Source organism: Methylotenera sp. (genome assembly GCF_029945705.1).
Taxonomy (GTDB): Bacteria; Pseudomonadota; Gammaproteobacteria; order Burkholderiales; family Methylophilaceae; genus Methylotenera.
In genome coordinates this window covers 1-22,199 of the sequence record NZ_JAQSDC010000029.1, presented here as the reverse complement: position 1 = coordinate 22,199, position 22,199 = coordinate 1, and the positions used below count along the sequence as shown (strand labels likewise).

Genomic DNA, 22,199 nt, shown 5'->3' with positions numbered 1-22,199 from the left:
CTTTTCGTCATTTTATACGATAAAAAGTGTCCACTTTTTTCAACAGGGGTCACCTATAGCCAACTATTGGTCAGTAGCAACCAGTTATTGGTTATAGGCAACCAATGCTAAGTCTATAAAATTCAAATAAATTGAATGTAAATTTCAATTATTCTTAATAATCAATCAATTATGTCATTTCTAAGTTGGTTGGCATATTTGTCGCTTATATTGAACTAGCCTTGATGAGTTAAGCATTATTACCAAAGGTGAAAACATTAACTTAACCTACTTAAAGAAATGACTTATGGATAAAGTGCCAGATATTGTTGATTTTGTACTCTACTTTTTAGCGGGATTATCTATCCTGACTTGGACTATTCTAATTGTAAAATGCTATATGTTTTGGCAGGTTAAAAAAGCAAACAATCAAGTCTTGGCCAGTTTGAGTGAGGTAACACGTCTGACTAAATTGTCAAATATGTTAGAAATTGCAAAAGGCTCTTTGAGCAGCTTAAATAATAAAGTGATGGCCAATCTCAAGACATGGAATAAAGACGCGTCATTAGATACCAATGCATATCAAGATATGTTGCGCCAATCATTACGCCAAGAGCGCCATAATCAACAAACGCGCTTAGAAAGTGGTTTAGCAGTGTTAGCCAGTATAGGCTCAACTGCCCCATTCATTGGCTTATTTGGCACGGTATGGGGCATTATGCACGCTCTTAAAGGTATTTCTGCCTCAGGGTCTGCGGGCCTAGATGTGGTCGCTGGCCCGATTGGTGAAGCACTTATTGCAACCGCCATGGGCATTGCGACGGCCATTCCTGCGGTGTTGGCTTATAACTACTTTTTACGCCAATCTCGCCTAGCTGCGGCTGATATGGATCATTTTTCTGAGCGCTTACAGATACTCGCTAAACAATCAGACTACAAGGTAGATTAATCATGTCCATGGACAATTATGGTTCAGAGGGCGGCATGATGAGCGAAATCAATGTGACGCCATTAGTCGATGTGATGCTGGTGTTGCTCACAGTGTTTATTGTAACTGCGCCATTATTAATGAACTCGGTCGCAGTCAAGTTACCTAAGGTTGCAGCGACAACTTCATTACAAAAAATGAATGACGTGAAAGTCAGTATTACCTCAGCGGCAGATGTTTATATAGACCAAATTAAGATCCCTGCAAGCAATCTAGAAACTGAACTTAAAAAGCGCAATACGCAAGGCGATCTGCAAGTACAAATTATGGCAGATGAAAAAGTTGCTTATCGTGAAGTGGCTAAAGCAATGGCGCAAATTCAGCGCTCAGGTGTTACTAAATTTACCTTTGTGATGTTGCCTGATAGTGCAATACCAGCTGCAACCCCCACTGTTCAATAGTTGTAGATTGGCTAAAAATTGACCAATCTGACATTAAACAACGCGTCGCTTAATAACCCCTCGCTAAATAATCAAACTATGAGAAGCAAGTTGCTTGATACGCAGCAAGCGTCTAATCACCTACTTTTTGGGTTGGCTTTAATTTTTTCGCTGCTGATGCATTTTGCCATTATGCGCGCACTGCCTTGGTTAGAAGCGGTTAAGACTAAACCGCCGATCACTATTTTGGCAGAACTTCAAGAGGCACCTCCTCCTCCGCCACCTTCACAAGTTGCGAAGCCAGAAGTAGTTAAACCCGAGGTGGTTAAAGATATTCAGCCAAAACCTACACCTAAAACGCAAGCGGTGGCAGTGCCAGTATTAGCGGCTGAGCGTACCGAGCAAGTTGCTAATCAATATACTGTCCCCGATATTCCTAAGCCTGCGACAGTACCTACTCAGCCAAGCCCTGTAGCAGCACCAGAAACACAAACAAAAGAAACTGCTGCACCTGCGGCTAGTAGTGTGCCCAGTAACGCTGTAAGTTCATCCGCATCCACTAGCACGTGGGTTGATAGCGACGTGTGGGATGACTTTGGCAGCAATTTACAAAGGCTGTGCGAACGCTACAAACAATACCCAGCCATCGCCATTCGTCGCGGCTACCAAGGCTCAGGTAAGGTTTTAGTGCGATTTTCAGCTGAAGGTAAAACAACGAGTGTGACCATAGAAAAATCAACAGGTCAAAAGTCGCTTGATGATCAAGCGTTAGAAATGGTGAGAAAAAGCCTGAATGAATTGCCAGTACCCGCTAAATTTAAAGGTCGAGAATTCAAACTGACTATTCCTGTAGATTTCAAGCTGGAATAGCCTCTTACTTGTCCCAACTCAAGCTTAGCTGATGGATTAAGGCTCTCAACATAAAAAAGAGCGCTTTGTATGAGTCGATTTGGCACGTTGTTTTGAGTAAAACTATCCAATATTCGTCATTCCCGCGTAGGCGGGAATCCAGTTTAGATGGCGGTCATGCATGGTTGTAGAAGCATGTAATACTGAAATTCACGTCGCCTAGATTCCCGCCTACGCGGGAATGACAGTAATTTAAGATTTTTATTACAAAACTCAATTCTTTGGCTCGTACAAAGGTTTCAAGTAGGTTAAGGCTAGCAAAATTAAAACACAAAATATGAATTTAAAAATCCGCATCAATTTAATTATTACCTTCATGCTGGCTCTGGTCATGCTGATTGGTGCAGGAATGATGATTGATAATGCACAGGAAGATATTCGCGCGGAAGTTGATTCTACAACGGTATTAGCGCTGCATTTATTAGATGCTGAAGTGTCACACTACACTTCTGATTACGAATGGGCGAATAGTAATACAGACGATAAAATCTCCATTTTTCGCCTGCAAAGTTTAGATAATGTTCGCCATCTGCGTATCGAATTTTTTGATTCTTATGGGCGACTGCGTGATAGCAACCGCCCGCCAATCAGTAGTAATGCAAATATACCACCAGATTGGTTTGAACATTTCATGGGTAGAATCTCAACTTCATTAAAGTCAACGCATAGGCCGATTATTGTCAATAACCGTATTCTAGGTGAGCTAGTAATTACCCCCGACCCCTCCTATGAAATTGCCGAAATATGGCATGACACGATTGGCCAATTGAGCTTGGGGATATTATTCTTTTTAATGGTCAATGGCATGGTGTATTGGGCGGTTGATCGTGCATTACGCCCACTAAAGAAGATTCTTAATGCGCTGACCCAGCTGGAGCACGGCAATCTACAAGCGCGCTTACCCGCATTTTCTTTGCCTGAGTTATCCAACGTGAGCAGTAAATTTAATGCAATGGCGCAAACATTAGAAAATAGCACCATGAATAACCATCGACTAACGCAGCAAATCATTCGCTTGCAAGAAGATGAGCGTAAGAACATTTCACATGATTTGCATGATGAAATAGGCCAGCATTTAACGGCAATCAATATTGATGCATCAGTCATTTTAAAAACAGATAATATTTCGGTCGCTCAAGAAAGTGCCATGGCAATTAGTGCTGTAGCGATGCAGATGATGGAAATTGTACGCGCAATGTTGCAGCGACTAAGGCCAGCCATGATTGATGAGCTAGGTTTGAGCGCCTCCCTACATGAGCTTATAGAAACATGGCGGCAGCGTAACCGCGGTATAAACGTGAGCATTAATATTTCTAGCCAATTGGGCAACAACCTCAATGAAACCATTGCCATCACGGCGTATCGCATTGTGCAAGAGTGTTTAACTAACATTACCAAGCATGCAAATGCGCGTTTGGTGACCATTAAAATTGAACCTCAAGCTGACTATTTAAAAATACTGGTCAAAGATAATGGCCATGGTTTTGATACGCAACTTACCTCGCAAGGCTTTGGCTTGGCGGGTATGCGTGAACGCGTAGAAGGGCTTGGTGGATTGTTTCAGCTGACTTCAAGCTTAGGCTCTGGAGTAGTAGTTGGTGTGAACTTGCTCATGAATATCAAGGTGCCAAAATGACCAATCATTTAATCACAGAAAAAATCCGAGTGATATTGGCCGATGATCATAATGTAGTGCGCTCAGGGTTACGTAGATTATTAGAACTTGGTGGCGATATTGATGTGGTGGCAGAAGCTGATAGCGGCGAGCAAGCATGTCTGATATACGGTGATTTTCAATCAGATGTGTTAGTGATGGATTTATCCATGCCAGGCATAGGCGGCTTAGAAGCTTTACGTAGAATATTAAGCGTGGCACCAAAGGCAAAAGTAGTGATTTTTACTATGCATGAAAATGCCGCTTTTGCCACGCAAGCACTTTCTTCTGGGGCGCGTGGCTATGTGGCTAAATCAAGTCTCGCTGATGATCTGTTGCTTGCAGTACGTGAGGTTGCAGCGGGCAAAACTTACATTAGCGCAAGTATCGCGCAAAAAATTGTGATGCGATCAATCTCAGGCTCGCCAGACCCAATCGAACGACTATCCTCAAGAGAGTTTGAAGTATTCAGACTATTAGCGGAAGGTGTGGGCATTGATGACATTGCCAATAATCTTCAGATTAGTCAAAAAACAGCCGCGAACTATCAGACCGCGCTTAGACAAAAGTTAGGTATTACCAATGCCGTAGAACTGGTACGACTAGCGATACGACACGGTGTTATCTCAGAGTAGAAATAGCATCAACTCAATACTGAAAATTGACAAATAAATCATAATATTTTGATCAATATCTTCAATTTTTAACAAAATAATTACTTTCTCCACGCGCTTCATAAATACTTAACTTAATGAATATTAAAGACTTTTATTCTTTAATATTCATGGTAATTTAATCCTAATTCATATCAGGAGAAACTCCCATATATTCACGGGAATCTCTCTCTTACGCAAATTTTCACAAAGGTTTACATTCGCTAGCTTACAAAAACTTACATCAATTTTAAGCTCAAGCAACCTTAGTGGGAACAACCTAATCATGCATAATCAGCATCAACCAGCTCAACCTCTTTTAAACTTAAAACTTAAACCAATCGCGCTCGTTGTATTGTTGATGTGTGCACAAACAGCTTACGCGCAAGACTTAAACGCCCCAGAAGCTAACTCTATTGAAAGTGTGACTGGTGAACCATCCAGCAAAGAAAAAAAGATAGACGTTCCCTCGATTGCCAGTCAGTACGGCGCCACAAAGAAAACGCTACTTTCGGCAGAAGTTAAGAACACGAATCAAGCAGGCACAGGCAAAACAGATAGCCAAGGTAAACCGATAGACAAACCTGTAGAGATTGAATTAAAAACCGTGAATGTACGCGCCAAACGCTTTTACCAAATAGGCCCACTACCAGGTTTAGCGCTTACCAAAGAAGAAATCCCCGGCAATATACAAAGCATTAGCGCCAAAGAAATTAAAGAATCTCACGCAATCAGCCTCACCGAATTAATGAACAGCAAGCTGCAATCGGTGAACGTGAATGACTACCAAAGCAACCCGTTTCAAATGGATGTCACCTATAGAGGGTTCACAGCAAGCCCGCAGCTAGGTACAGCCCAAGGTCTTTCAGTGTTTTTAGACGGCATACGCGTGAATGAGCCATTCGGCGATGTGGTGAACTGGGACATGCTGCCACTCAACGCGCTGGCAGGTATTGATTTAATTCCTGGTTCAAACCCTATCTTTGGGCTAGGCACATTAGGCGGCGCGATTACCATGCGCACCAAAAGCGGATTTGATGCAGAAGAAGGCAGTGTAGAAGCGCTAGGCGGCTCATTTAACCGTAAACAGTTTCAAGGCTCCATTGGCGGTAATAATGGCGTGGTAGCTGGCTTTGCGGCATTTAACCTTTTTGGCGAAGATGGCTGGCGTGATGACTCGCCAAGCAAGGTGAACCAAGTATTTGGTAAGGCCGAGTGGCGTAACGAGAACCTGCAGTTTGGTTTATCCGCATTGTACGCAGGAAATAAACTCACAGGTAATGGCTTGCTACCCACAGAAATGGCGCAACAAGACCGCAGCCAAGTATTTACCAGCGCCGATGAAACCAAGAACAAGCTACTACAGTTTCAGTTCACAGGTCAGTGGGATGTTTCAGAGACGTTCAATATTACAGGGCAAGTGTATAAGCGCAAAAGTAAGCGTAATTCAAGAACAGGCGATGTGAATGAAAACATCAGTGGTGGTGCAACACGAAGGCCATTAGCAGGCGAGCAGTTAACTACCAGTTATCCAGATCTAGATAATGATGGCTTGCCAGATCCTGATTTAAGCCAATCTAATATTTTAAATGTAGCAGTTGATGCATTAGGTAGCTACTTGGATACTAGTGGAAACGCTGCTTACATCGACGATGGAACAAATACTGGAAACTATATTGACAATCCTGCCTTTGATATTAACAACCTTGCAGTCGGTACAAACTTTAATACAGCGCTTTTTGCCAATCAAGGTACACAAGATTATTTTGATGTTAAAGGTAACTATTTATATACAGCTCCAAGTTGGACCACCAACCCAAATGCTGTTCCAACTGCAGGTCCCAGCGAAGATTGGAAGCGTAAAGCACGTGAGATATGGCTGAGTCGCAATGCAATTGGACAGACTGAAAAGTTATTAGATAAATATTTCCCAGTTCAAAGCCGAGATGCTTTTTACACAGTATCTGGTCCAAGCGGAACTTTCACTGACGCAAATGGCTTTACTAACTATATAAGCTATAACGCAATATTTATTGCTGATCTCCCCGCGACTTTCCCAGGCAGCAACTATGGGTTGGGTAAGCCTGCTGGAATATTAGTACGTGATCCAATCACAGGGCAACCCATTGAGCGTAATGGTGCAGACTGCACAGCCTCTGAGTCTCCCACTGGCATCGCTGGGCAATGTGCAGGCTATGTAGAAGGTACACCTACCGCATTAATTACAGAAACTGAAATTGACCAAACCACCGATGGTGGCGCAGTACAACTTAACTGGAATTTAGAACACCATAAACTCATGATAGGGGCGTCAGTAGACGCCGCTGATGCCAGCTATACCAGTGGTCAGTATTTAGGCTTGTTTGATAATAAGCGCAAAGCCTATTTAGACCCCGCTAATATTGGCTATGAGTTTGCAGCGGCCAGTACTAAGTTTGGATTAAATGACTTTTCAGGTAATAGCGTGACCAAAAGTGTGTATTTGAGTGACACTTGGTCGCCAGTGAAAGCGTGGAACTTTACTGGCGCAGCCCGCTATAACGTCACCAATATGAAAAATGAGCTGGCGATTAATAACTATTTGGGCTTGCTTGGGCCAACCGCTTTTAAAAACTTTATCGAAAGCTTTCAATTATGTAAAGACTTAAATAATGATGGCACAGTGACCGCAGATGAATGTCCTGCAGCAGAGTACGTGCCATTTTCATTAGAGCGTGCACAAGGTTTAGGTGCAATTGGCAAAGGCGAAACCGAGAAATTTACCTACCGTTCATTTAATCCAAGCCTAGGTGCAACATGGCAGCCCTATGAAACGCTCAATGTATATGGTAATTGGAACCAAGGGGCACGTACGCCAAGCGTAATTGAGTTAGGTTGTGCCTATGATGGAACGCTAGTGCCGGTAACATTTGCAGCTGATGGAATTACGCCCACTGCGTTTAGGCCGCGAAGCTTGCAAGAGCGTCGCTTTTGTAGCTTGCCCAGCACTTTGTCTGGCGACCCTTATTTAAAACAAGTGCGTTCACAAACTATGGAATTTGGCGCACGTGGCTATTTAACCCCAGATATTCAATGGAATGCCGCGGTTTACAACACAGACTTAAAAGATGATATTTATTTTGTATCGTTCACCCCAGACCGTAGCTTTTTTCAAAACATTGGTAAAACTCGCCGCCGTGGTTTAGAAATGGGTTTGCAAGGCAAATCAGGTAAGGCGGGCTTTAGGTTGAACTACTCACTCACCGATGCTACTTTTCAAGAGAGCTTTAGTGTTGCTAGTCCGAATAACAGCAGTGCAGGTAATGTGGGGCAAAGTGATTCGTTATATGCTAGGCCTACTGGATACCAGCAAATTCGCGTTCACCCAGGCAACCGTATGCCAGGTGTGCCCTTACATAACCTTAACGCTACATTCACCTACGATTTAACCCAAGACTGGACCGTTGGCCTGACGGCTGTGATGCATTCAGATAGCTTTATACGTGGTAATGAAAACAATAAGCACCAAGCCGGGGCAAGTAACCCTGTGTATAGTTGTGGTACAGCAGGATCCTCAATTAAAGATGGGGATATTGAATATGCTGATAGCTCTTGCACCATTGGCTATACAAGACCAAGTTCTCGCTTTCCTGGCAAAGTGCCTGGCTATGCCGTATTCAACTTCAACACTACCTACAAAATCACCAAAGGCTTAACTGCTGGGCTACAAGTCAGCAATGTATTCAATCGTGAATACTACAGTGCTGGTCGTTTGGGCATTAACGCGTTTTCACCCAGTATTAACGGCGCTATTGGCGCGGGTGGCTTTAACTATAACAGTAATGATTGGCAAAGTACCACCTTCTTAGCGCCAGGTGCGCCAAGATCTGCCTATGTAAGCTTGACTTATGATTTTGATTTAGGAAGTAAATAATATAAGAGAGGCATTTGTGAACTGCCTCTTGGCGTATTCAACTCGAACCAACCTAAGAACTTACAAGGCGCTTTAGCTGATTTGGGTGAATGGGTGTTGCAGGCAGCCACAAATGCCTGCTTATTGTAGCGTAAAAGGAAATTTAAATGAAAAACGTTAAATTGAAGTTAGCGGTATTAGGCGCATTAAGTTTTGTTTCAGTACAGGCAATGGCAACAGGCTTAGTGACATTGCCAACAGCAGGTGTAGCAGTGGCTGCTGGTGCAAACCAACCAGCAGGTACTACAGGCTGGCAGCTTTGCAACACAACAGGCAACTATGGTTCAGGCAGCTATACAGCGCCTAGTGCTGGCTCAAATAACACTTGCGCAGTTTTCCCAGGTGGCGCTCGAACTTTATCAACCTCACCTGTTTCAACCATTGCAACAGCAGTTGCTGCAAGAGTGACCTCTGCAATTACAGCTAACGCTGAAACATTGGGAACTTTAGGTCAACGTACATGGCGTAATGCAGGTAGTACACAGTGTGTATTTGCAAAGTATATAGATTTTGCCACGAGTGGCACTTTTGACTACAACCCACAATTAGCTGGTAGTCAACGCTTTGAAGCTAATGACGTTGTATTGGGTGGCTTTAGCACAACGCCTACCGTGAGTGCTGGCTACTATTATACTTCTATTACTGATTCACCTATTTTCCGTGTAGGCCGTTCATTTACCTCAGTGCAAATGCAGCCAGAGTTAGATGCATTGGGTAATCCAACAAACAATCCATTTACTGGATTTGTACATCGCCCCATCAATGGACCGACTGTTCCTGCTGCAGGTACTGAGATTAACGGTGTAGGCCAGACTTTATCGCCAAGTACTATTGTGCCAACTGCTGCACAACAAACTTCAGCAATCCGCACTAACTGGGTAGATTTTATGTTGGATAACACAGGTGGTGTAGATGAAGACGGTACTACTTCGCAGAACAGCCCGGTGATGTATGTGCAAGCGGCTTGTGACGGTACTGTTTCTACTACTAGTAACACCATTCGTATTCGTCAAGCAGGTCAGGAAACTCAGCCATGGGTGACTATTTTGACCTCTGGTCAAACACGTAATTTAGCAAATGCTAATTTCTAAATTTAACTAGAAGCTAGTTTTGGAGTAAATGGCAGGGGTGTAACGCCCTTGCCACTTTAAGCTTTTATATAGAGGTAACGAAATGTTGAATGCTTTTAAATTTGTGATGTTGTTTTTGATCATGCAAGTGAGTGCAAATGCCGCAGAAGGTTTTGTAGATTTACCTGCTACTGGTTTTGCAAATGCGGCTTATGTGCTTTGTAACACCACGGGTGATTTTGGTTTAAAAGACTCAGCTGCGCCAGACATCGGTAATAGCAAAAATACAGCTAACAATACATGCGCTGTTAGCAGCGAAAAATTACTTACTAGCCCCATGAATGGTCCGTTAGAAGGTTTTGATATGGCTGGCATGATTTCACGGGGGGTTTCAATCCCAGAGCCGTACGCCAATAGCGGCGAAGAGTTTGCCACGTTGACCGATACCATTTGGCGTAATAAAGCCACTAAAGAATGCATATATGGCACACATATTTTGATGAAAGACGCCAAGTTAGCGAATGGTCAAACTTGGGAGATTAATGATATTGCCCGTGCAGGTTTTGCAGGGAAGCCAGTGGCGATCGCTTATTTTTTTAAGCCAGAGCCGCACAAAGAATATGGCTTGCCTGAAGCCTTATTTAGAGCTGGCAGAACATTTACCTCAGTACGCCATGCCAAAGGTGATGCAGATTTACCCTCACTGAAAAATGCGCCTGCTAAAGATAAAGTTATGACCGATAGTCAAGCTGCTGCGGTAAGTGATAACTGGGTAGATTTCACCACAGATATTAATGTGAATGACCCAGATGGCGTAACAAGAAAAATGACCGCTATGTTTTACATTAAAACGAGTTGTGAAGCGATTGAGCCTGCGGAATTAGAAGGTGCTATTAGGTTGCGCACGACAGGACAAAATGGACAAACCCCACTAGAGATTAGTGTGCCTGGTTTAGCGCCAGTGGGTGCAGTGGTAGGTAAGTATTAGAGGTGACTCTTTAAAAGAGCATCATTTTGTGCAGATGAGAATAATGAATGCGTGATTTTTGTAGGAGCGACCCCGTATCAAAAGCATCAACTGGGGCAGGCTTTGTAGTCGCGAAGTTTGGTTGTTCGCGGCTGCAAGCCGCTCCTACATGGCTTAGTGCTAAAAATTGAAACATCACAGGATGGAATAATGCAATTAAATAAAATTAAAGGTTTTACCTTGCTTGAACTATTAGTGGTGATGGTGATTATCGGTTTATTGGCTGGCTACGTAGGCCCTAAGTATTTTGCACAGATTGATAAATCTAAAGTTAAAACTGCAAAGGCGCAGATTGATTCTTTAGGTAAAGCCTTGGACCAATATAAGTTGGATACGGGGCATTATCCCAGTACCGAGAATGGCCTGATTTCACTTAATTTAGCACCAGCGAATGAGCCTAAATGGAATGGCCCTTATTTAGTAAAAAAAGTGCCTATTGACCCGTGGGATAAGTTTTATGAATACAAAATGCCAGGTGAGCATGGTGAATATGACTTGTGGTCACTGGGTAGTGATGGTCAGAGTGGCGGTAAAGCTGATGCGGCAGATATTGCGAATTGGGAATAACTGGATGCTGACTGCAGCAAATAAGTTAACTTCTATTTTATGCCTTCCCCATGGAGGGGGAAGGTTAGGATGGGGGTGCAATGGTTGTCTCATGCCGCTTTTTATCCACTTGCTGATGTTTAGCCCCACCCTAACCCTCCCCCTAAAAGAGGGAGGGAACTCGTCAGAAATTGCACATTGGTTTGGAGTGTCTCCCCTAGCCCTCCCCCTAGAAGAGGGAGAGGACTCGTGAAATTTGCGTTAAAAATTGCGCAAGGTGAGTCGGTCAGTTTGTTGGTACTTGAAGCTAGCAACGCTGCCCAAGCACGCACAGTGGCGGAGCAGCAAGGTTTTAGTGTGTTAAACATTCAATCTGTTGGGTTGTCATTTGGCAATCTACTCAGCACTAAGTCAGCAAAATCTAAGTTCAATTTAATGCTATTTAGCCAAGAGCTATTGGCGTTGTTGGAATCAGGTTTAAGTTTGGTAGAGGCAATAGAAGCCTTAGCTGAAAAAGAGCAGCAAGCCGAATCAAAAGCGGTATTGAATCAAGTGATGGCGGCTTTGTATGAAGGCTTGCCTTTTTCTGCGGCGCTAGAAAAAGAGCCGCAAGTATTCAGCCCTTTGTATGTGGCGTTGATTCGCTCTAGCGAACGGACAGGTGACATGGTGCAAGCCTTAGCACGACATGTTACCTATCAAACGCAGATTGATGCTGTGCGTAAAAAGATTGTTACTGCTTCAATATACCCCGTATTGCTTTTGGTGGTAGGTGGTTTGGTTGTGCTGTTTCTATTAGGTTATGTCGTACCTAAGTTCAGCACGATCTATGAAAGTACGGGTGCAGATTTACCGTGGATGTCGCAACTATTGTTAAGTTGGGGGCGTTTGCTGCAAGAGCATGGTAGAGAAGTATTCGCCACGTTTATTGCATCAGTGGCTTTGCTAGGTTTTACGCTAAGTAGGCCCAGCGTGCGCGCTGCCATTATGCGTAAAGTGTGGCAGATTCCAGCGCTGGGTGAGGCCATGCGCATTTATCAGCTGGCAAGATTTTATCGTACGTTGGGCATGCTACTGCGTGGTGGAATTCCATTGGTCACAGCCATGGGCATGGTGTCTTCACTATTACAGCCCTTATTACGTAGCAAGTTAGACAAGGTAATTGTCGATGTGCGTGAAGGCAAACCGATGTCTGCTGCAATGGAGCAACATGGTATGACTACTTCTATTTCCATTCGCATGTTGCGCGTGGGCGAACGCACTGGGCAAATGGGCGACATGATGGAGCGCATAGGCGCATTTTATGATGAAGAAATTTCCCGTGTGGTGGAATGGTTAACCAAGTTATTAGAACCTGCATTGATGATCATCATCGGCTTAGTTGTGGGTTTAGTCGTGGTGCTGATGTATATGCCAATTTTTGAGTTAGCTGGGAGCATTCAGTGATGGGGTTACTTAAAAAAGCAGAGTTTGAAAATGTTGTGGCGATTAATGCACATCATAAAAGCGCTATTCATGCTGACAATACACTCACTATTGAACAGGTGAATCGTGCCAAAACTATCGCCAGTGAAACCAAGCAGCCTTTGCTAGAGGCGCTGGAAGAAACCTCAGGCTTAAGCCCAGAGGCGTTTGTTGTAGCACTGGGGCAGTTGATGCATTACCCTGCTTTTGACATGTTGCAGCTACACACCATGACGCCAGATTTTGAGTTGCTGACCTTTGCCGATGCAAGCAAATATAGCTGCATTGCATTGCGAAACAATGAAAATGGCTTGTATTTACTACATGCCAATCCTTTTGATAGTCACCTGCAAAGTAAAATTGACTTAATGATTCATCAGCCCGTGATTTGGGGTTTGGTGCATTACAAAGACTTGAACGCATTTTTAGCGCATCACGAAACCAGTATGCGTGCGATGGATGGCTTAACTTCTGAGCACCTAGATTCGCAAACGACACAAAACGGCATTGAGGATATTTCTTTACGTTCAATCAGTGAAGATACCAGCCCTGTGGTGAAGTTTGTACGCTCAACACTTTATGACGCACTTAAAGCGGGTGCGAGTGATATTCACATGGAGACTGATGCACATGGTCTTACGGTGAAATATCGCATAGATGGTGTATTGAGTTTTGAGGGAGGTATTCAAGGGATTGCCCAAGCTGAGCAAGCAATTTCGCGCATTAAAGTGATGTCGGAACTCGATATTGCTGAAAGGCGTGTTCCGCAAGATGGACGCTTTAAGGTTTTGGTCACGGGCAGTGAAGGTCAAGTGAATGCACGAGAAGTTGATTTGCGTGTGTCTATCATGCCTAGTGTGTTTGGCGAAGATGCCGTTTTGCGAATTTTAGACCGTAAAGCTTTAAGTGATGAAGCCAAAGGTTTAAGTTTAGAAACGCTAGGTTTCGAGCCAGACATCATGGCACGCTTTCGCTTGCTAGCCGAAGAACCCTACGGCATGTTGCTGGTAACGGGCCCAACTGGTAGTGGTAAGACTACGACTTTATACGGCATTCTTTCTGAAATTAACAATGGTGAAGACAAAATTGTCACCATTGAAGACCCCGTGGAGTATCAATTGCCAGGCGTATTGCAAATTCCCGTGAATGAGAAAAAAGGCCTCACCTTTGCACGTGGTTTACGGTCAATTCTTCGACACGATCCTGACAAAATCATGGTGGGTGAAATTCGTGATGCAGAAACAGCGCAAATTGCCGTGCAATCTGCCCTCACAGGGCATTTGGTACTCACCACAGTACACGCCAATAGCGTGTTTGATGTGATTGGCCGCTTCACTAATATGCAGGTAGACCCCTACAGTTTTGTTTCTGCCATTAACGGCATCATGGCGCAGCGTTTAGTGCGTATCAATTGTGCACATTGCACGGTTGCAGATGTACCAGAGGCGGCACTGATAGCCAAGTCTGGTCTCACGCAACAACAAGCGGCGAGTTTTAATTTCAAAAAAGGTCAGGGTTGCGGCCAGTGTCATGGCACTGGCTATAAAGGCCGTAAAGCCATTGCAGAGTTGTTGTGCTTTAACGATGTGATACGTGAACTCATTGTCACACGAGAGCCTGTCAGAAAAGTAAAAGAAGCTGCTAGTGCCAATGGCACACGCAGTATGCGAGAAGCTGCGCTGGATTTAGTAAAACGTGGTGAAACCACATTACAGGAGATTAACCGTGTTACTTCATTGGTTTAAATCATTATTCAAAGATGAGCTATGGGTGTTTGTTTATCCACAGTGCATAGTACTTCTGCGTATTACTAGGCCAGTACGTTTTGGGCTAAAGCAACAAATCCTTTATAAGCAAGTGATAGAACTGCCTCAGGCTGTCACAGATAACGTGAATGAATCTCAAGCGTGGGGCGCATTAATGCAACATCTCAAACAAGTGTTAGCTGATAAAAAGTGGCAAAACACGATACCAATCGCCATTGTCTCTAATCAGTTTGCACGATACACAGTCATCCCTTGGAATGCAGAACTGGCTGTTGAAGCTGAACGTAAAGCCTACATGCAACATTGCTTTAGTTTAGCTTATGGTGAAGCCGCCAAAACTTGGGATTTGCGTATGAGCGAACCTAGCTATGGCCACCCAGCCATCGCCAGCGGTATTCATCATGGTTTGTTGCAAGCCTTGCATGATGTCTTTAATGCAGAAAATATGACGTTAAGTGCGGTTTATCCGCAATTAATGCTGGCCATTAATCAAACGGTTAGTGAAGTAAAAAAACAGAAAAAACCACTTAGTTTTTGGTTGGTTGCCATTCAAAGTGAGCGCTTATGTTTAACGTTATTGATTGAGGGTGGCTGGCGTTTAGTTAAAAACGTTGCGATAGAAACGGATATTTCTGCGCAAGTGTCGGCATTAATTCAGCGTGAAATGGTGAGTGGCAATATGACCAATGAATTGCCTGTGCTGGTGTACTGGCCGGAATATCAAAGGAATCAGCTTTTAACGCTAGTGAATAATAAAGCCATTAAAGTGCTACCACATCAATTTGATATGCAAAGTCAGCAAGTGCTTAGTGCGCAAAGTTTGGCGCTGACATGAATCACATCGGCTTAAATCATGCGTTGATGACACGCAAAATAGACATGCTCGCGACCTCATTATTGGTGATAGGCAATGTGTTGAGTATTGCGCTTTTTTTGTATTGTCATCAGCTATCAAGTGAAACTGAGCTGTTGCAACTTGATCTGCGGCAACGCTTAGAAGCGACGAATAAGCCGCGCTTGAATCGCTCTCTGTCGCCAATCAATGCTAAAGAGTATGCGGTAAAGCATGATGAAATCACCGCGGTGAATGCCGCGATTAAAGAAATTGTATTGCCGTGGCCAGCATTATTTAAGTCGCTGGAAGCTGTAGATAGTGTGGACGTTAAATTGCTAACCTTAGAACCTAACGCTAAACAACGCACGTTGCATATTACCGCCGTGGCGCTAAATACCGAGAGCATGATGCGTTATGTGAGCGAGCTAGCGCAACAAAATGCACTAAAAGAGGTGGTATTACAGTCACAAGAAGCGACTGATATTAGTGGTAAGAAGGCGATTAGATTTGTGATTGGGGCGGCATGGAAAGTCTAAATTTAGCTTTGCGACCTAATCACTTGATTCAAGTCTTTAAATACAAGCTGCGACAACTTTTCTGGCAAAGGTTAGGCTGGCAAGGCTTGGTGGGGCTTGCGCTCATTATTGGCAGCTTGAGTTATCTCATCATTTTTGCACAGCCTAAAGCACAGCAGTTGCAACAGTTACAAATGAAAATGACCGCGGTTAACGCTAGCCCAAAACAGAATATTAGCAATCGCAATAGTAATGATGCATCAGATATTGCCAGAATTTTTTATGATGTGCTACCCACCCAAACTGAAGCGAATAGCAAGATTAGTGAGATTCTTCGTGTGGCTACCGATAATGGATTGGTCATCAATAAGGTGGAATATGAGCAACCGCTTTCAGCATCGCCGCTCATTCAGTACCAAATTAAATTGCCATTGACGGGTAGCTATATGCAAATTCGGCAGTTTATCAATCAAGTGCTAAATACTTTGCCGTCCATTGCGCTCAATGACATTAGTTTAAAACGCGAAGACATCGTGACAGATTTAGTGGATGCGCAAATTCAGTTCACTTTATATCTGCAAAAAGCGCAATAGTAGCGACTATGGCATTGATCAAAAAATACGGTGTTTTGTTGGCTTTGATATTCACGCTGGCGGCCACTGTGTGGGTTTCTCAGCAGAAAGAAACTGACGAGCTAGTGGTAGCAAGAGATGAAAATTCGGTAGCGTTAAGTAAAGCCGATGTTGAAGCAGCCAAACAAATTAGCCCACCTGTGCCAACGCTTGTTGATTACTTACTTCAACGATCACCAGACCATGACGTGCCAAAAAACATTTTTACTCCTTTAGCCACAGAAAATAACCCAGAGATGAATATCAAACCTGCAATCGCCTTGCCAGAAAATCCATTTGTTTATGCAGGAAAAGTTGTCGAAGACGGTGCATTGGTGGTGTTTTTGATTGATGGTGAAAAAAGTCATGCGGTGAAATCTGGTGATGTGATTGAGGATACTTGGACAGTTAAAGCCATTACGCCACCAACAATGACACTTAAATACATCCCCCTAAAAATGGAAGTACAGATGCAAATTGGAGCAAACAGTTGAATTTAAATAGTTTGAATAATAGTGGTATGCAGGGCTCGGTGTCAGCCAAGTTTATTTTAATGTTAGCTTTTTTAATCTTGCTCACTAGCTGTGCGAGCTTAAATGCCACGCAAGAGCCAGTAAGTAATAATATGCAAGCGCAAGACAGCCAAGCTTACGAGGAGGCGAATCAGCTGATAGCAAAGGGCGATAGTGCTGCGGGCATTGCTAAGTTGCAACAACTAGTGAAGTCATACCCAGAGAATGCGCAATATCGCACCATGCTCAAGATACAACAATCTTCTCAAATTAACGCTTTGCTTAAAGCGGCTGATGATAAAAGTAAGCTCAATCAATTAAGTGATGCAGAGGCTGCATACCAACAGGTATTAGCCTTGGCGCCAGATAATCAGCGTGCGCAAGATGGTTTACGTCAATTAAATCTATTGCAAAATCACACCATGATGCTTACGAATGCAAAATCTGCATTTGATAAAAATGATGACGATTCAGCCTTGAATATACTGAGGTCAATCTTAGCGGAGGATGCCAATGACCAAGGCGCACGCGCCTTATTTGAACAAATAGAGAGTAAACAGAATAAAAGAATAACAGCTATACCGCAGATTAAAACCGCTTACAAAAAACCAATCACCTTGGAGTTAAAAAATGTGCCGATTAGAACGGTGTTTGAACTGATTGGTAAAGCGGCCAATATTAATTTTATTTATGATCAAGAGTTAAGAGCGGACCTTAATACCAGTATTTTTGTGCGTAACTCAAGTATAGAAGATGCAATTCAAGTGATTTTGACTTCTAATCAATTAGCTAAGAAAGTGTTGAATGACAACACCTTGCTGATTTATCCATTAAGTCGTAGTCAAGAATACCAAGAGCAATATGTGCGCAGCTTTTATCTTAATAGTATGGATGCTAAGCGTGCGATGAACATGATTAAAACCGTGGTTAAATCTAAAGATATTTACATCGATGAAAAGCTCAATACGCTCATTATGCGTGATACCGCTGAGGCGATTCAGATTGCTGAAAAACTCATCGCATCACAAGATATGGTTGAGCCAGAGGTGATGCTTGAAGTTGAGGTGATGGAAATCAATCGTAAGAATTTGGAGGCAATCGGCATTAAATACCCAACACAAGTGAGTGTTGGCGTGCAGGGTAAATCAACCACTACTGATGGCGTAGTCACTACTACGCCAGGTAGATTAACCATTGCAGAACTTAAAAGTTTTAACTCAGGGCTTGGTGTATTTAGCGTGAGTGACCCAGTACTTGCGCTGAATTTATTGCAGCAAAATACAGATACTAATTTGCTGGCAAATCCGCAAATCCGCGTAAAGAACAGAGAAAAAGCAAAAATCCACGTGGGTGACAAAATACCAGTCCTCACTAGCATCGCTAATTCCACGGGTTTTGTTTCACAAACTGTGAGCTATATTGATGTTGGTATTAAGCTGGACGTGGAGCCAACCATTTTGCTGCAGAATCAGGTGAGCATTAAAGTCGGTCTAGAAGTCAGCAATGTCACCGATCAAGTTAAAACAGATTCAGGCGTGCTGGCTTATACCATTGGTAGCCGCAATGCCAATACCGTGTTGCAGCTTAAAGATGGTGAAACGCAAATTTTGGCAGGTTTGTTTAGAGATGACAGCCAAAATGTCTCGAATAAAGTACCTGGTTTATCTAGCTTGCCACTGATTGGTCGGTTGTTTTCAGATAAAAATAACGACAGACGTAAAAATGAAATCGTATTGCTGATTACACCACGTATTTTGCACAATATTGCCCCTGCAAATGCGGTCTATACGCTGTTTCCATCAGGTATTAACCATGCCAGTGGTCGTGCTACCAGAGCGCCAGACCAACAGGCTGTGGCGGCAGAGCCTGTGCAAGCACAAGTGAGCACACCGCAAAGTGCTCAAGCGGAGCGTGCGCAAGTGGATCAAAATTTCGCGAATCAACTGCTTCAGCCTGATGTAGATGCAAACGTGAATGGAAATGGCAGCATCGGTAAATCTACAGAAACCAACAGTGGCGGTACCGTTTATAGAGCGCAATAAGCCATTATGAGAGCATCGTCTAACCATAAAGGATTTACGCTAATAGAGCTGTTGGTTGCTCTAGTGTTATTGGCGCTGCTAATGACTGCCGCTTCACCATTGATGCAGCTCACTGCGCAGCGCAATAAAGAGCAAGAGTTGAAGAAGGCACTGTGGCAGATTAGAGATGCGATAGATGCCTACAAGCAAGCGTCTGACGATGGTTTAATTAAGAAATCTGTCGATCAATCGGGCTATCCAGCTTCGCTACAGTTGTTAGTGAGTGGTGTGGAAAATATTCAGGATGTTAAAAAGCGCAAAATATACTTCATGCGCAACATTCCTCGTGATCCATTTTCCACAGAGACCACCGCTAATGCAGAAGCAACATGGGGTAAACGCAGTTACGCTAGCTCGTACGATAAGCCTGAAGAAGGTGAAGATGTCTACGATGTGTATTCGCTTTCTCGAGAGGTTGGTATCAATCAACAAGCTTATGGTGAGTGGTGATGCAAAAAATCGGCATGAAAAATAATCACATAAAAAATGGATTTACCTTAATAGAGATACTGGTAGTCCTCGCCATTATTGCCACGCTGCTTAGTTTAGTCACTCCACGCTATTTTGATTCCATGAGCCGTTCTAAAGAGAAAATTTTAAAGAATGACTTAATCGTAATGCGTGAGGCGATTGATAAGTTTTACAGCGATAAAAATGCTTATCCTGATTCACTCGAAGACTTAGTGCAATACAAGTATCTGCGTGCAATTCCAACGGACCCGATTACCGATAGTAATGTTACTTGGCTATTCTCTCCACCGCTAGATATTGAAATGAAAGGCGCCATTTACGACATTCACAGCGGTTCGCAAGATATTGCATCCGATGGCAGTCATTATGCTGATTGGTAAACATCAACAAAGTCATTCAAGTACGTATCAGTCAGGCTATATATTGCTTGGCTTGCTTATTCTTATCATGCTTGCAGGCTATGCATTGGCCGCAGCCGGCACAAAGTTTAGTGAAGCTAGAAAGCGTGAAAGAGAGCAAGAGTTGCTGAAAGTGGGCGATACTATTCGAAAAGCAATTGGCAACTATTACAACCAAACTCCTGGCGTTGTAAAACAATATCCGCCCAATTTGGAAGCTTTATTAAAAGATGAACGATTTCCGCAAGCTAAACGTTATCTACGTAAACTTTATTTAGATCCTGTCACGCAAAGAGAGGGGTGGGGGATTCTGGAAGCGCCTAGTGGCGGCGTGATGGGCATTTATAGCTTATCTGCCGCAAAACCCTATAAAACCCAAAACTTTAGATTGATGTACCGCCATTTTGAAAATAAAAAATATTATGGAGAATGGTACTTTGCATATGTTCCAGCGGTTCAATAAAAATGATAAACAAACAATAAAGCGCTCCGTCTGAAATAACATAATAACTTAAATATAAGATATTGCTTGAGTGTCTGGTTGGGGCCCAACTTACCAGTTAAACTCTTATGAAAAGTCACATTTTCACTGTCTGTATTGTGTAATTAAGGGTGGCTTTTTTAGTTCGCAATCAGTGGCGGATTTGAATTGGAATTGGTGGCGGTTTTGGTTCGAAATATGCAGTTAATTTTTTGCATCTTCATTTTTAGAGATGAAAATAGTTTGTGTTGGATAGGCAAACTCAATGCCTTCTTTCTCAAACATTTCGTAAATTGCCAGATTAATATTCTGCTGTGCATCCATGTACTTATTGTAATCAGCGCATGTTACGTAATAGACGAATTCAAAATTCAGGCTAAAATCCCCATAGGATGCAAAGTGACCTCTATCAAAAATAGTATCATCCAATTTCTCAATGGTTTCTTTAACCATTTTAGGAATACTTCTTAATTTCACAGCGGACGTTTGATAAGTGACCCCTAGGTTAAAAACGACTCTTCTGCGCTCCATTTTTTTGAAGTTGTGTACACGGGAGTTAGTTAAATCGGTATTGGAAAGTATTAACTGCTCGCCTCCGATAGCCCTTATTCTAGTGGTTTTCACGCCTATGTATTCCACCACGCCCATCTTGTCGCCAATGATGATAAAGTCACCTACCTCAAATGGTTTATCGAAGAATATAACAAAGTAACTAAACAAGTCGCCGAGCACAGCTTGTGCTGCTAAAGCTACAGCGATGCCGCCAATACCAAGGCCGGCAACAACAGCTGATATTTTTACACCAAGGTTATCTAGCAGAAACACTAAGGCAATAGCCCAGATTACAAAATTGATTAGACTAAGAATGCCTTTGAGTTGCTTATCCCCACCTGCTGATTCCGCGTTCTTATCTAAATAAGATTGAATAATGTGATTAACGATGGAGATGACAGCTCGCACAACAAGCAGGGTAACCAATGCAATTGCAATCTTTTCTAACACTTGCTTAAAACCAGTTGAGAGCGCTAAAGTTTGAACCGCAACATAAAAAATTCCAAAATAAATTAACGGTAACAGTGACTTTTCAATGGCACTGACAAGTAAATCATCTATGACTGTAGCCGTTGCATCAGCACTCTTTTTTAACCAACTTAAAATATATTTTTTAAACACATATATCACAGCAACGCCGCAGATGAGCACTGCAATGGCTGATAAGTAATTGGTAATGGTATTTCCGAGAATAGAGTAATGAAGTATTTCTTTCATGGACATCCTTAAATGTTGATAGCTTCTGCTATGAAAGTGCGTTGGATATTTAAATGAATAAATGTATCAAAGAGTAGTCAAACGATTAGATTGCCTTTTATGAAAAGGCTAGTTTTATAGATCAAGCAATTTCTGGCTGTTTGATTCTGGTGCTTTAATGTTGTGTTGGGTTCTTCAGGAGGTTGCAAATCAAATAATAGCGAGATAATTAATTTGTACAAATGTATTATAGCAAATATAAGTCATTTTAGTAAACCTAGGTTCAACGTGTTTTAGATATACGTAAAGGTTTGATGCATCATTAAAGGCTAAGGTGGCTAATGATGCAAGGATTGGTGCTCCGCATTTTTTTCGGCTAAAAAATGCGCTTTGTAATAACCAATTAATACCAAAAGCACTGCTGAGTAAATAAAGGTTGAGAGCATGACCACTCCAATCACGACGGCTTTAAACATTTCAAGATGCTCAAAAGAATTGGGAATCATAGTTAACATGACAATAGATAGCCCGCCTTTAATGCCCGCAAAGGTTAAAACACCCCACCAACGAAAATTAATGTTGACCATTTTTTTTGTACGGTTAGCAACTGACCCCTGTTGAAAAAAGTGGACACTTTTTATCGTATAAAATGACGAAAA

20 protein-coding genes and 1 pseudogene are annotated in these 22,199 nt (G+C 42.7%); 19 read left to right on the top strand and 2 right to left on the bottom strand.

Features of this window, described 5'->3' with window-relative positions:
- Window positions 1-286 precede the first annotated feature (286 nt).
- The 19 genes from PSU78_RS06090 (at window position 287) to PSU78_RS06000 (ending at window position 20,274) form a co-directional block, all read left to right on the top strand.
- On the top strand, window positions 287-928 hold the full coding sequence (locus PSU78_RS06090) for a MotA/TolQ/ExbB proton channel family protein (RefSeq protein ID WP_300385758.1): 642 nt from the start codon (window positions 287-289) through the stop codon (window positions 926-928).
- A gap of 2 nt (window positions 929-930) precedes the next feature.
- On the top strand, window positions 931-1,368 hold the full coding sequence (locus tag PSU78_RS06085; protein WP_300385755.1) for a biopolymer transporter ExbD: 438 nt from the start codon (window positions 931-933) through the stop codon (window positions 1,366-1,368).
- Between the two features lie 78 nt (window positions 1,369-1,446).
- Window positions 1,447-2,217, top strand: coding sequence for an energy transducer TonB (locus PSU78_RS06080; protein WP_300385752.1), 771 nt, complete (start codon window positions 1,447-1,449; stop codon window positions 2,215-2,217).
- Window positions 2,218-2,533: 316 nt separating this feature from the next.
- Window positions 2,534-3,892: a histidine kinase gene (locus tag PSU78_RS06075; RefSeq protein ID WP_300385748.1), complete on the top strand. Its 1,359-nt coding sequence runs from the start codon at window positions 2,534-2,536 to the stop codon at window positions 3,890-3,892.
- Window positions 3,889-4,545 (top strand): response regulator transcription factor, encoded by a 657-nt coding sequence (locus tag PSU78_RS06070; protein WP_300385745.1) that lies wholly within the window; start codon window positions 3,889-3,891, stop codon window positions 4,543-4,545. The genes PSU78_RS06075 and PSU78_RS06070 overlap by 4 nt, the downstream gene beginning before the upstream one ends.
- A gap of 304 nt (window positions 4,546-4,849) precedes the next feature.
- A complete protein-coding gene (locus tag PSU78_RS06065; RefSeq protein ID WP_300385742.1) occupies window positions 4,850-8,476 on the top strand; it encodes a TonB-dependent receptor in 3,627 nt (1,208 codons plus the stop codon).
- Between the two features lie 146 nt (window positions 8,477-8,622).
- Complete coding sequence (locus tag PSU78_RS06060) at window positions 8,623-9,606, top strand: hypothetical protein (RefSeq protein ID WP_300385739.1); 984 nt, start codon at window positions 8,623-8,625, stop codon at window positions 9,604-9,606.
- Between the two features lie 82 nt (window positions 9,607-9,688).
- The gene (locus PSU78_RS06055; protein WP_300385736.1) at window positions 9,689-10,573 is read left to right on the top strand and encodes a hypothetical protein; all 885 of its coding nucleotides are present in this window, start codon (window positions 9,689-9,691) and stop codon (window positions 10,571-10,573) included.
- Window positions 10,574-10,762: 189 nt separating this feature from the next.
- Window positions 10,763-11,179 (top strand): type II secretion system major pseudopilin GspG, encoded by a 417-nt coding sequence (gene gspG / locus PSU78_RS06050; RefSeq protein ID WP_300385733.1) that lies wholly within the window; start codon window positions 10,763-10,765, stop codon window positions 11,177-11,179.
- A 228-nt stretch (window positions 11,180-11,407) separates the two neighbouring features.
- Window positions 11,408-12,604, top strand: a complete 1,197-nt coding sequence (locus PSU78_RS06045) for a type II secretion system F family protein (RefSeq protein ID WP_300385730.1) — start codon at window positions 11,408-11,410, stop codon at window positions 12,602-12,604.
- Window positions 12,604-14,367 carry a GspE/PulE family protein gene (locus PSU78_RS06040; RefSeq protein WP_300385727.1) on the top strand — a complete coding sequence of 588 codons (1,764 nt, stop codon included), beginning with the start codon at window positions 12,604-12,606 and terminating at the stop codon, window positions 14,365-14,367. The genes PSU78_RS06045 and PSU78_RS06040 overlap by 1 nt, the downstream gene beginning before the upstream one ends.
- Complete coding sequence (locus PSU78_RS06035; RefSeq protein ID WP_300385724.1) at window positions 14,348-15,223, top strand: hypothetical protein; 876 nt, start codon at window positions 14,348-14,350, stop codon at window positions 15,221-15,223. The genes PSU78_RS06040 and PSU78_RS06035 overlap by 20 nt, the downstream gene beginning before the upstream one ends.
- Window positions 15,220-15,759, top strand: a complete 540-nt coding sequence (locus PSU78_RS06030; protein ID WP_300385721.1) for a PilN domain-containing protein — start codon at window positions 15,220-15,222, stop codon at window positions 15,757-15,759. The genes PSU78_RS06035 and PSU78_RS06030 overlap by 4 nt, the downstream gene beginning before the upstream one ends.
- Entirely contained in the window at window positions 15,747-16,331 is a 585-nt protein-coding gene (gene pilO / locus PSU78_RS06025; protein WP_300385718.1) for a type 4a pilus biogenesis protein PilO, read from the top strand. Before PSU78_RS06030 ends, pilO begins: the two co-directional genes overlap by 13 nt.
- Before the next feature lie 8 nt (window positions 16,332-16,339).
- Window positions 16,340-16,843, top strand: a complete 504-nt coding sequence (locus PSU78_RS06020) for a hypothetical protein (protein WP_300385715.1) — start codon at window positions 16,340-16,342, stop codon at window positions 16,841-16,843.
- Window positions 16,840-18,903: a secretin and TonB N-terminal domain-containing protein gene (locus PSU78_RS06015; RefSeq protein ID WP_367186325.1), complete on the top strand. Its 2,064-nt coding sequence runs from the start codon at window positions 16,840-16,842 to the stop codon at window positions 18,901-18,903. Before PSU78_RS06020 ends, PSU78_RS06015 begins: the two co-directional genes overlap by 4 nt.
- A 6-nt stretch (window positions 18,904-18,909) precedes the next feature.
- Window positions 18,910-19,392, top strand: a complete 483-nt coding sequence (locus tag PSU78_RS06010; protein WP_300385712.1) for a type II secretion system protein — start codon at window positions 18,910-18,912, stop codon at window positions 19,390-19,392.
- Window positions 19,392-19,793 (top strand): type II secretion system protein, encoded by a 402-nt coding sequence (locus PSU78_RS06005; RefSeq protein WP_300385709.1) that lies wholly within the window; start codon window positions 19,392-19,394, stop codon window positions 19,791-19,793. Before PSU78_RS06010 ends, PSU78_RS06005 begins: the two co-directional genes overlap by 1 nt.
- Window positions 19,768-20,274 carry a type II secretion system protein gene (locus PSU78_RS06000; protein ID WP_300385707.1) on the top strand — a complete coding sequence of 169 codons (507 nt, stop codon included), beginning with the start codon at window positions 19,768-19,770 and terminating at the stop codon, window positions 20,272-20,274. Before PSU78_RS06005 ends, PSU78_RS06000 begins: the two co-directional genes overlap by 26 nt.
- 222 nt (window positions 20,275-20,496) lie before the next feature.
- On the opposite strand, the gene PSU78_RS05995 is transcribed toward PSU78_RS06000, so the two are convergent.
- Together PSU78_RS05995 and PSU78_RS05990 are read right to left on the bottom strand one after the other, a co-directional pair.
- Window positions 20,497-21,561, bottom strand: a complete 1,065-nt coding sequence (locus PSU78_RS05995; protein ID WP_300385704.1) for a mechanosensitive ion channel family protein — start codon at window positions 21,559-21,561, stop codon at window positions 20,497-20,499.
- Between the two features lie 317 nt (window positions 21,562-21,878).
- Window positions 21,879-22,199: pseudogene (locus PSU78_RS05990) on the bottom strand (hypothetical protein); the annotation flags it as partial.

What these genes read in the sequence shown, in the direction of transcription:
- PSU78_RS06055 (WP_300385736.1), top strand. Translation starts at nt 9,689, where the DNA reads ATGTTGAATGCTTTTAAATTTGTGATGTTGTTTTTGATCATGCAAGTG.
- gspG (WP_300385733.1), top strand. Translation starts at nt 10,763, where the DNA reads ATGCAATTAAATAAAATTAAAGGTTTTACCTTGCTTGAACTATTAGTG.
- PSU78_RS06080 (WP_300385752.1), top strand. Translation starts at nt 1,447, where the DNA reads ATGAGAAGCAAGTTGCTTGATACGCAGCAAGCGTCTAATCACCTACTT.
- PSU78_RS06040 (WP_300385727.1), top strand. Translation starts at nt 12,604, where the DNA reads ATGGGGTTACTTAAAAAAGCAGAGTTTGAAAATGTTGTGGCGATTAAT.
- PSU78_RS06085 (WP_300385755.1), top strand. Translation starts at nt 931, where the DNA reads ATGTCCATGGACAATTATGGTTCAGAGGGCGGCATGATGAGCGAAATC.
- PSU78_RS06070 (WP_300385745.1), top strand. Translation starts at nt 3,889, where the DNA reads ATGACCAATCATTTAATCACAGAAAAAATCCGAGTGATATTGGCCGAT.
- PSU78_RS06020 (WP_300385715.1), top strand. Translation starts at nt 16,340, where the DNA reads ATGGCATTGATCAAAAAATACGGTGTTTTGTTGGCTTTGATATTCACG.
- PSU78_RS06000 (WP_300385707.1), top strand. Translation starts at nt 19,768, where the DNA reads ATGGCAGTCATTATGCTGATTGGTAAACATCAACAAAGTCATTCAAGT.
- PSU78_RS06030 (WP_300385721.1), top strand. Translation starts at nt 15,220, where the DNA reads ATGAATCACATCGGCTTAAATCATGCGTTGATGACACGCAAAATAGAC.
- PSU78_RS06090 (WP_300385758.1), top strand. Translation starts at nt 287, where the DNA reads ATGGATAAAGTGCCAGATATTGTTGATTTTGTACTCTACTTTTTAGCG.
- PSU78_RS06010 (WP_300385712.1), top strand. Translation starts at nt 18,910, where the DNA reads ATGAGAGCATCGTCTAACCATAAAGGATTTACGCTAATAGAGCTGTTG.
- PSU78_RS06075 (WP_300385748.1), top strand. Translation starts at nt 2,534, where the DNA reads ATGAATTTAAAAATCCGCATCAATTTAATTATTACCTTCATGCTGGCT.
- pilO (WP_300385718.1), top strand. Translation starts at nt 15,747, where the DNA reads ATGGAAAGTCTAAATTTAGCTTTGCGACCTAATCACTTGATTCAAGTC.
- PSU78_RS06060 (WP_300385739.1), top strand. Translation starts at nt 8,623, where the DNA reads ATGAAAAACGTTAAATTGAAGTTAGCGGTATTAGGCGCATTAAGTTTT.
- PSU78_RS06005 (WP_300385709.1), top strand. Translation starts at nt 19,392, where the DNA reads ATGCAAAAAATCGGCATGAAAAATAATCACATAAAAAATGGATTTACC.
- PSU78_RS05995 (WP_300385704.1), bottom strand. Translation starts at nt 21,561, where the DNA reads ATGAAAGAAATACTTCATTACTCTATTCTCGGAAATACCATTACCAAT.
- PSU78_RS06065 (WP_300385742.1), top strand. Translation starts at nt 4,850, where the DNA reads ATGCATAATCAGCATCAACCAGCTCAACCTCTTTTAAACTTAAAACTT.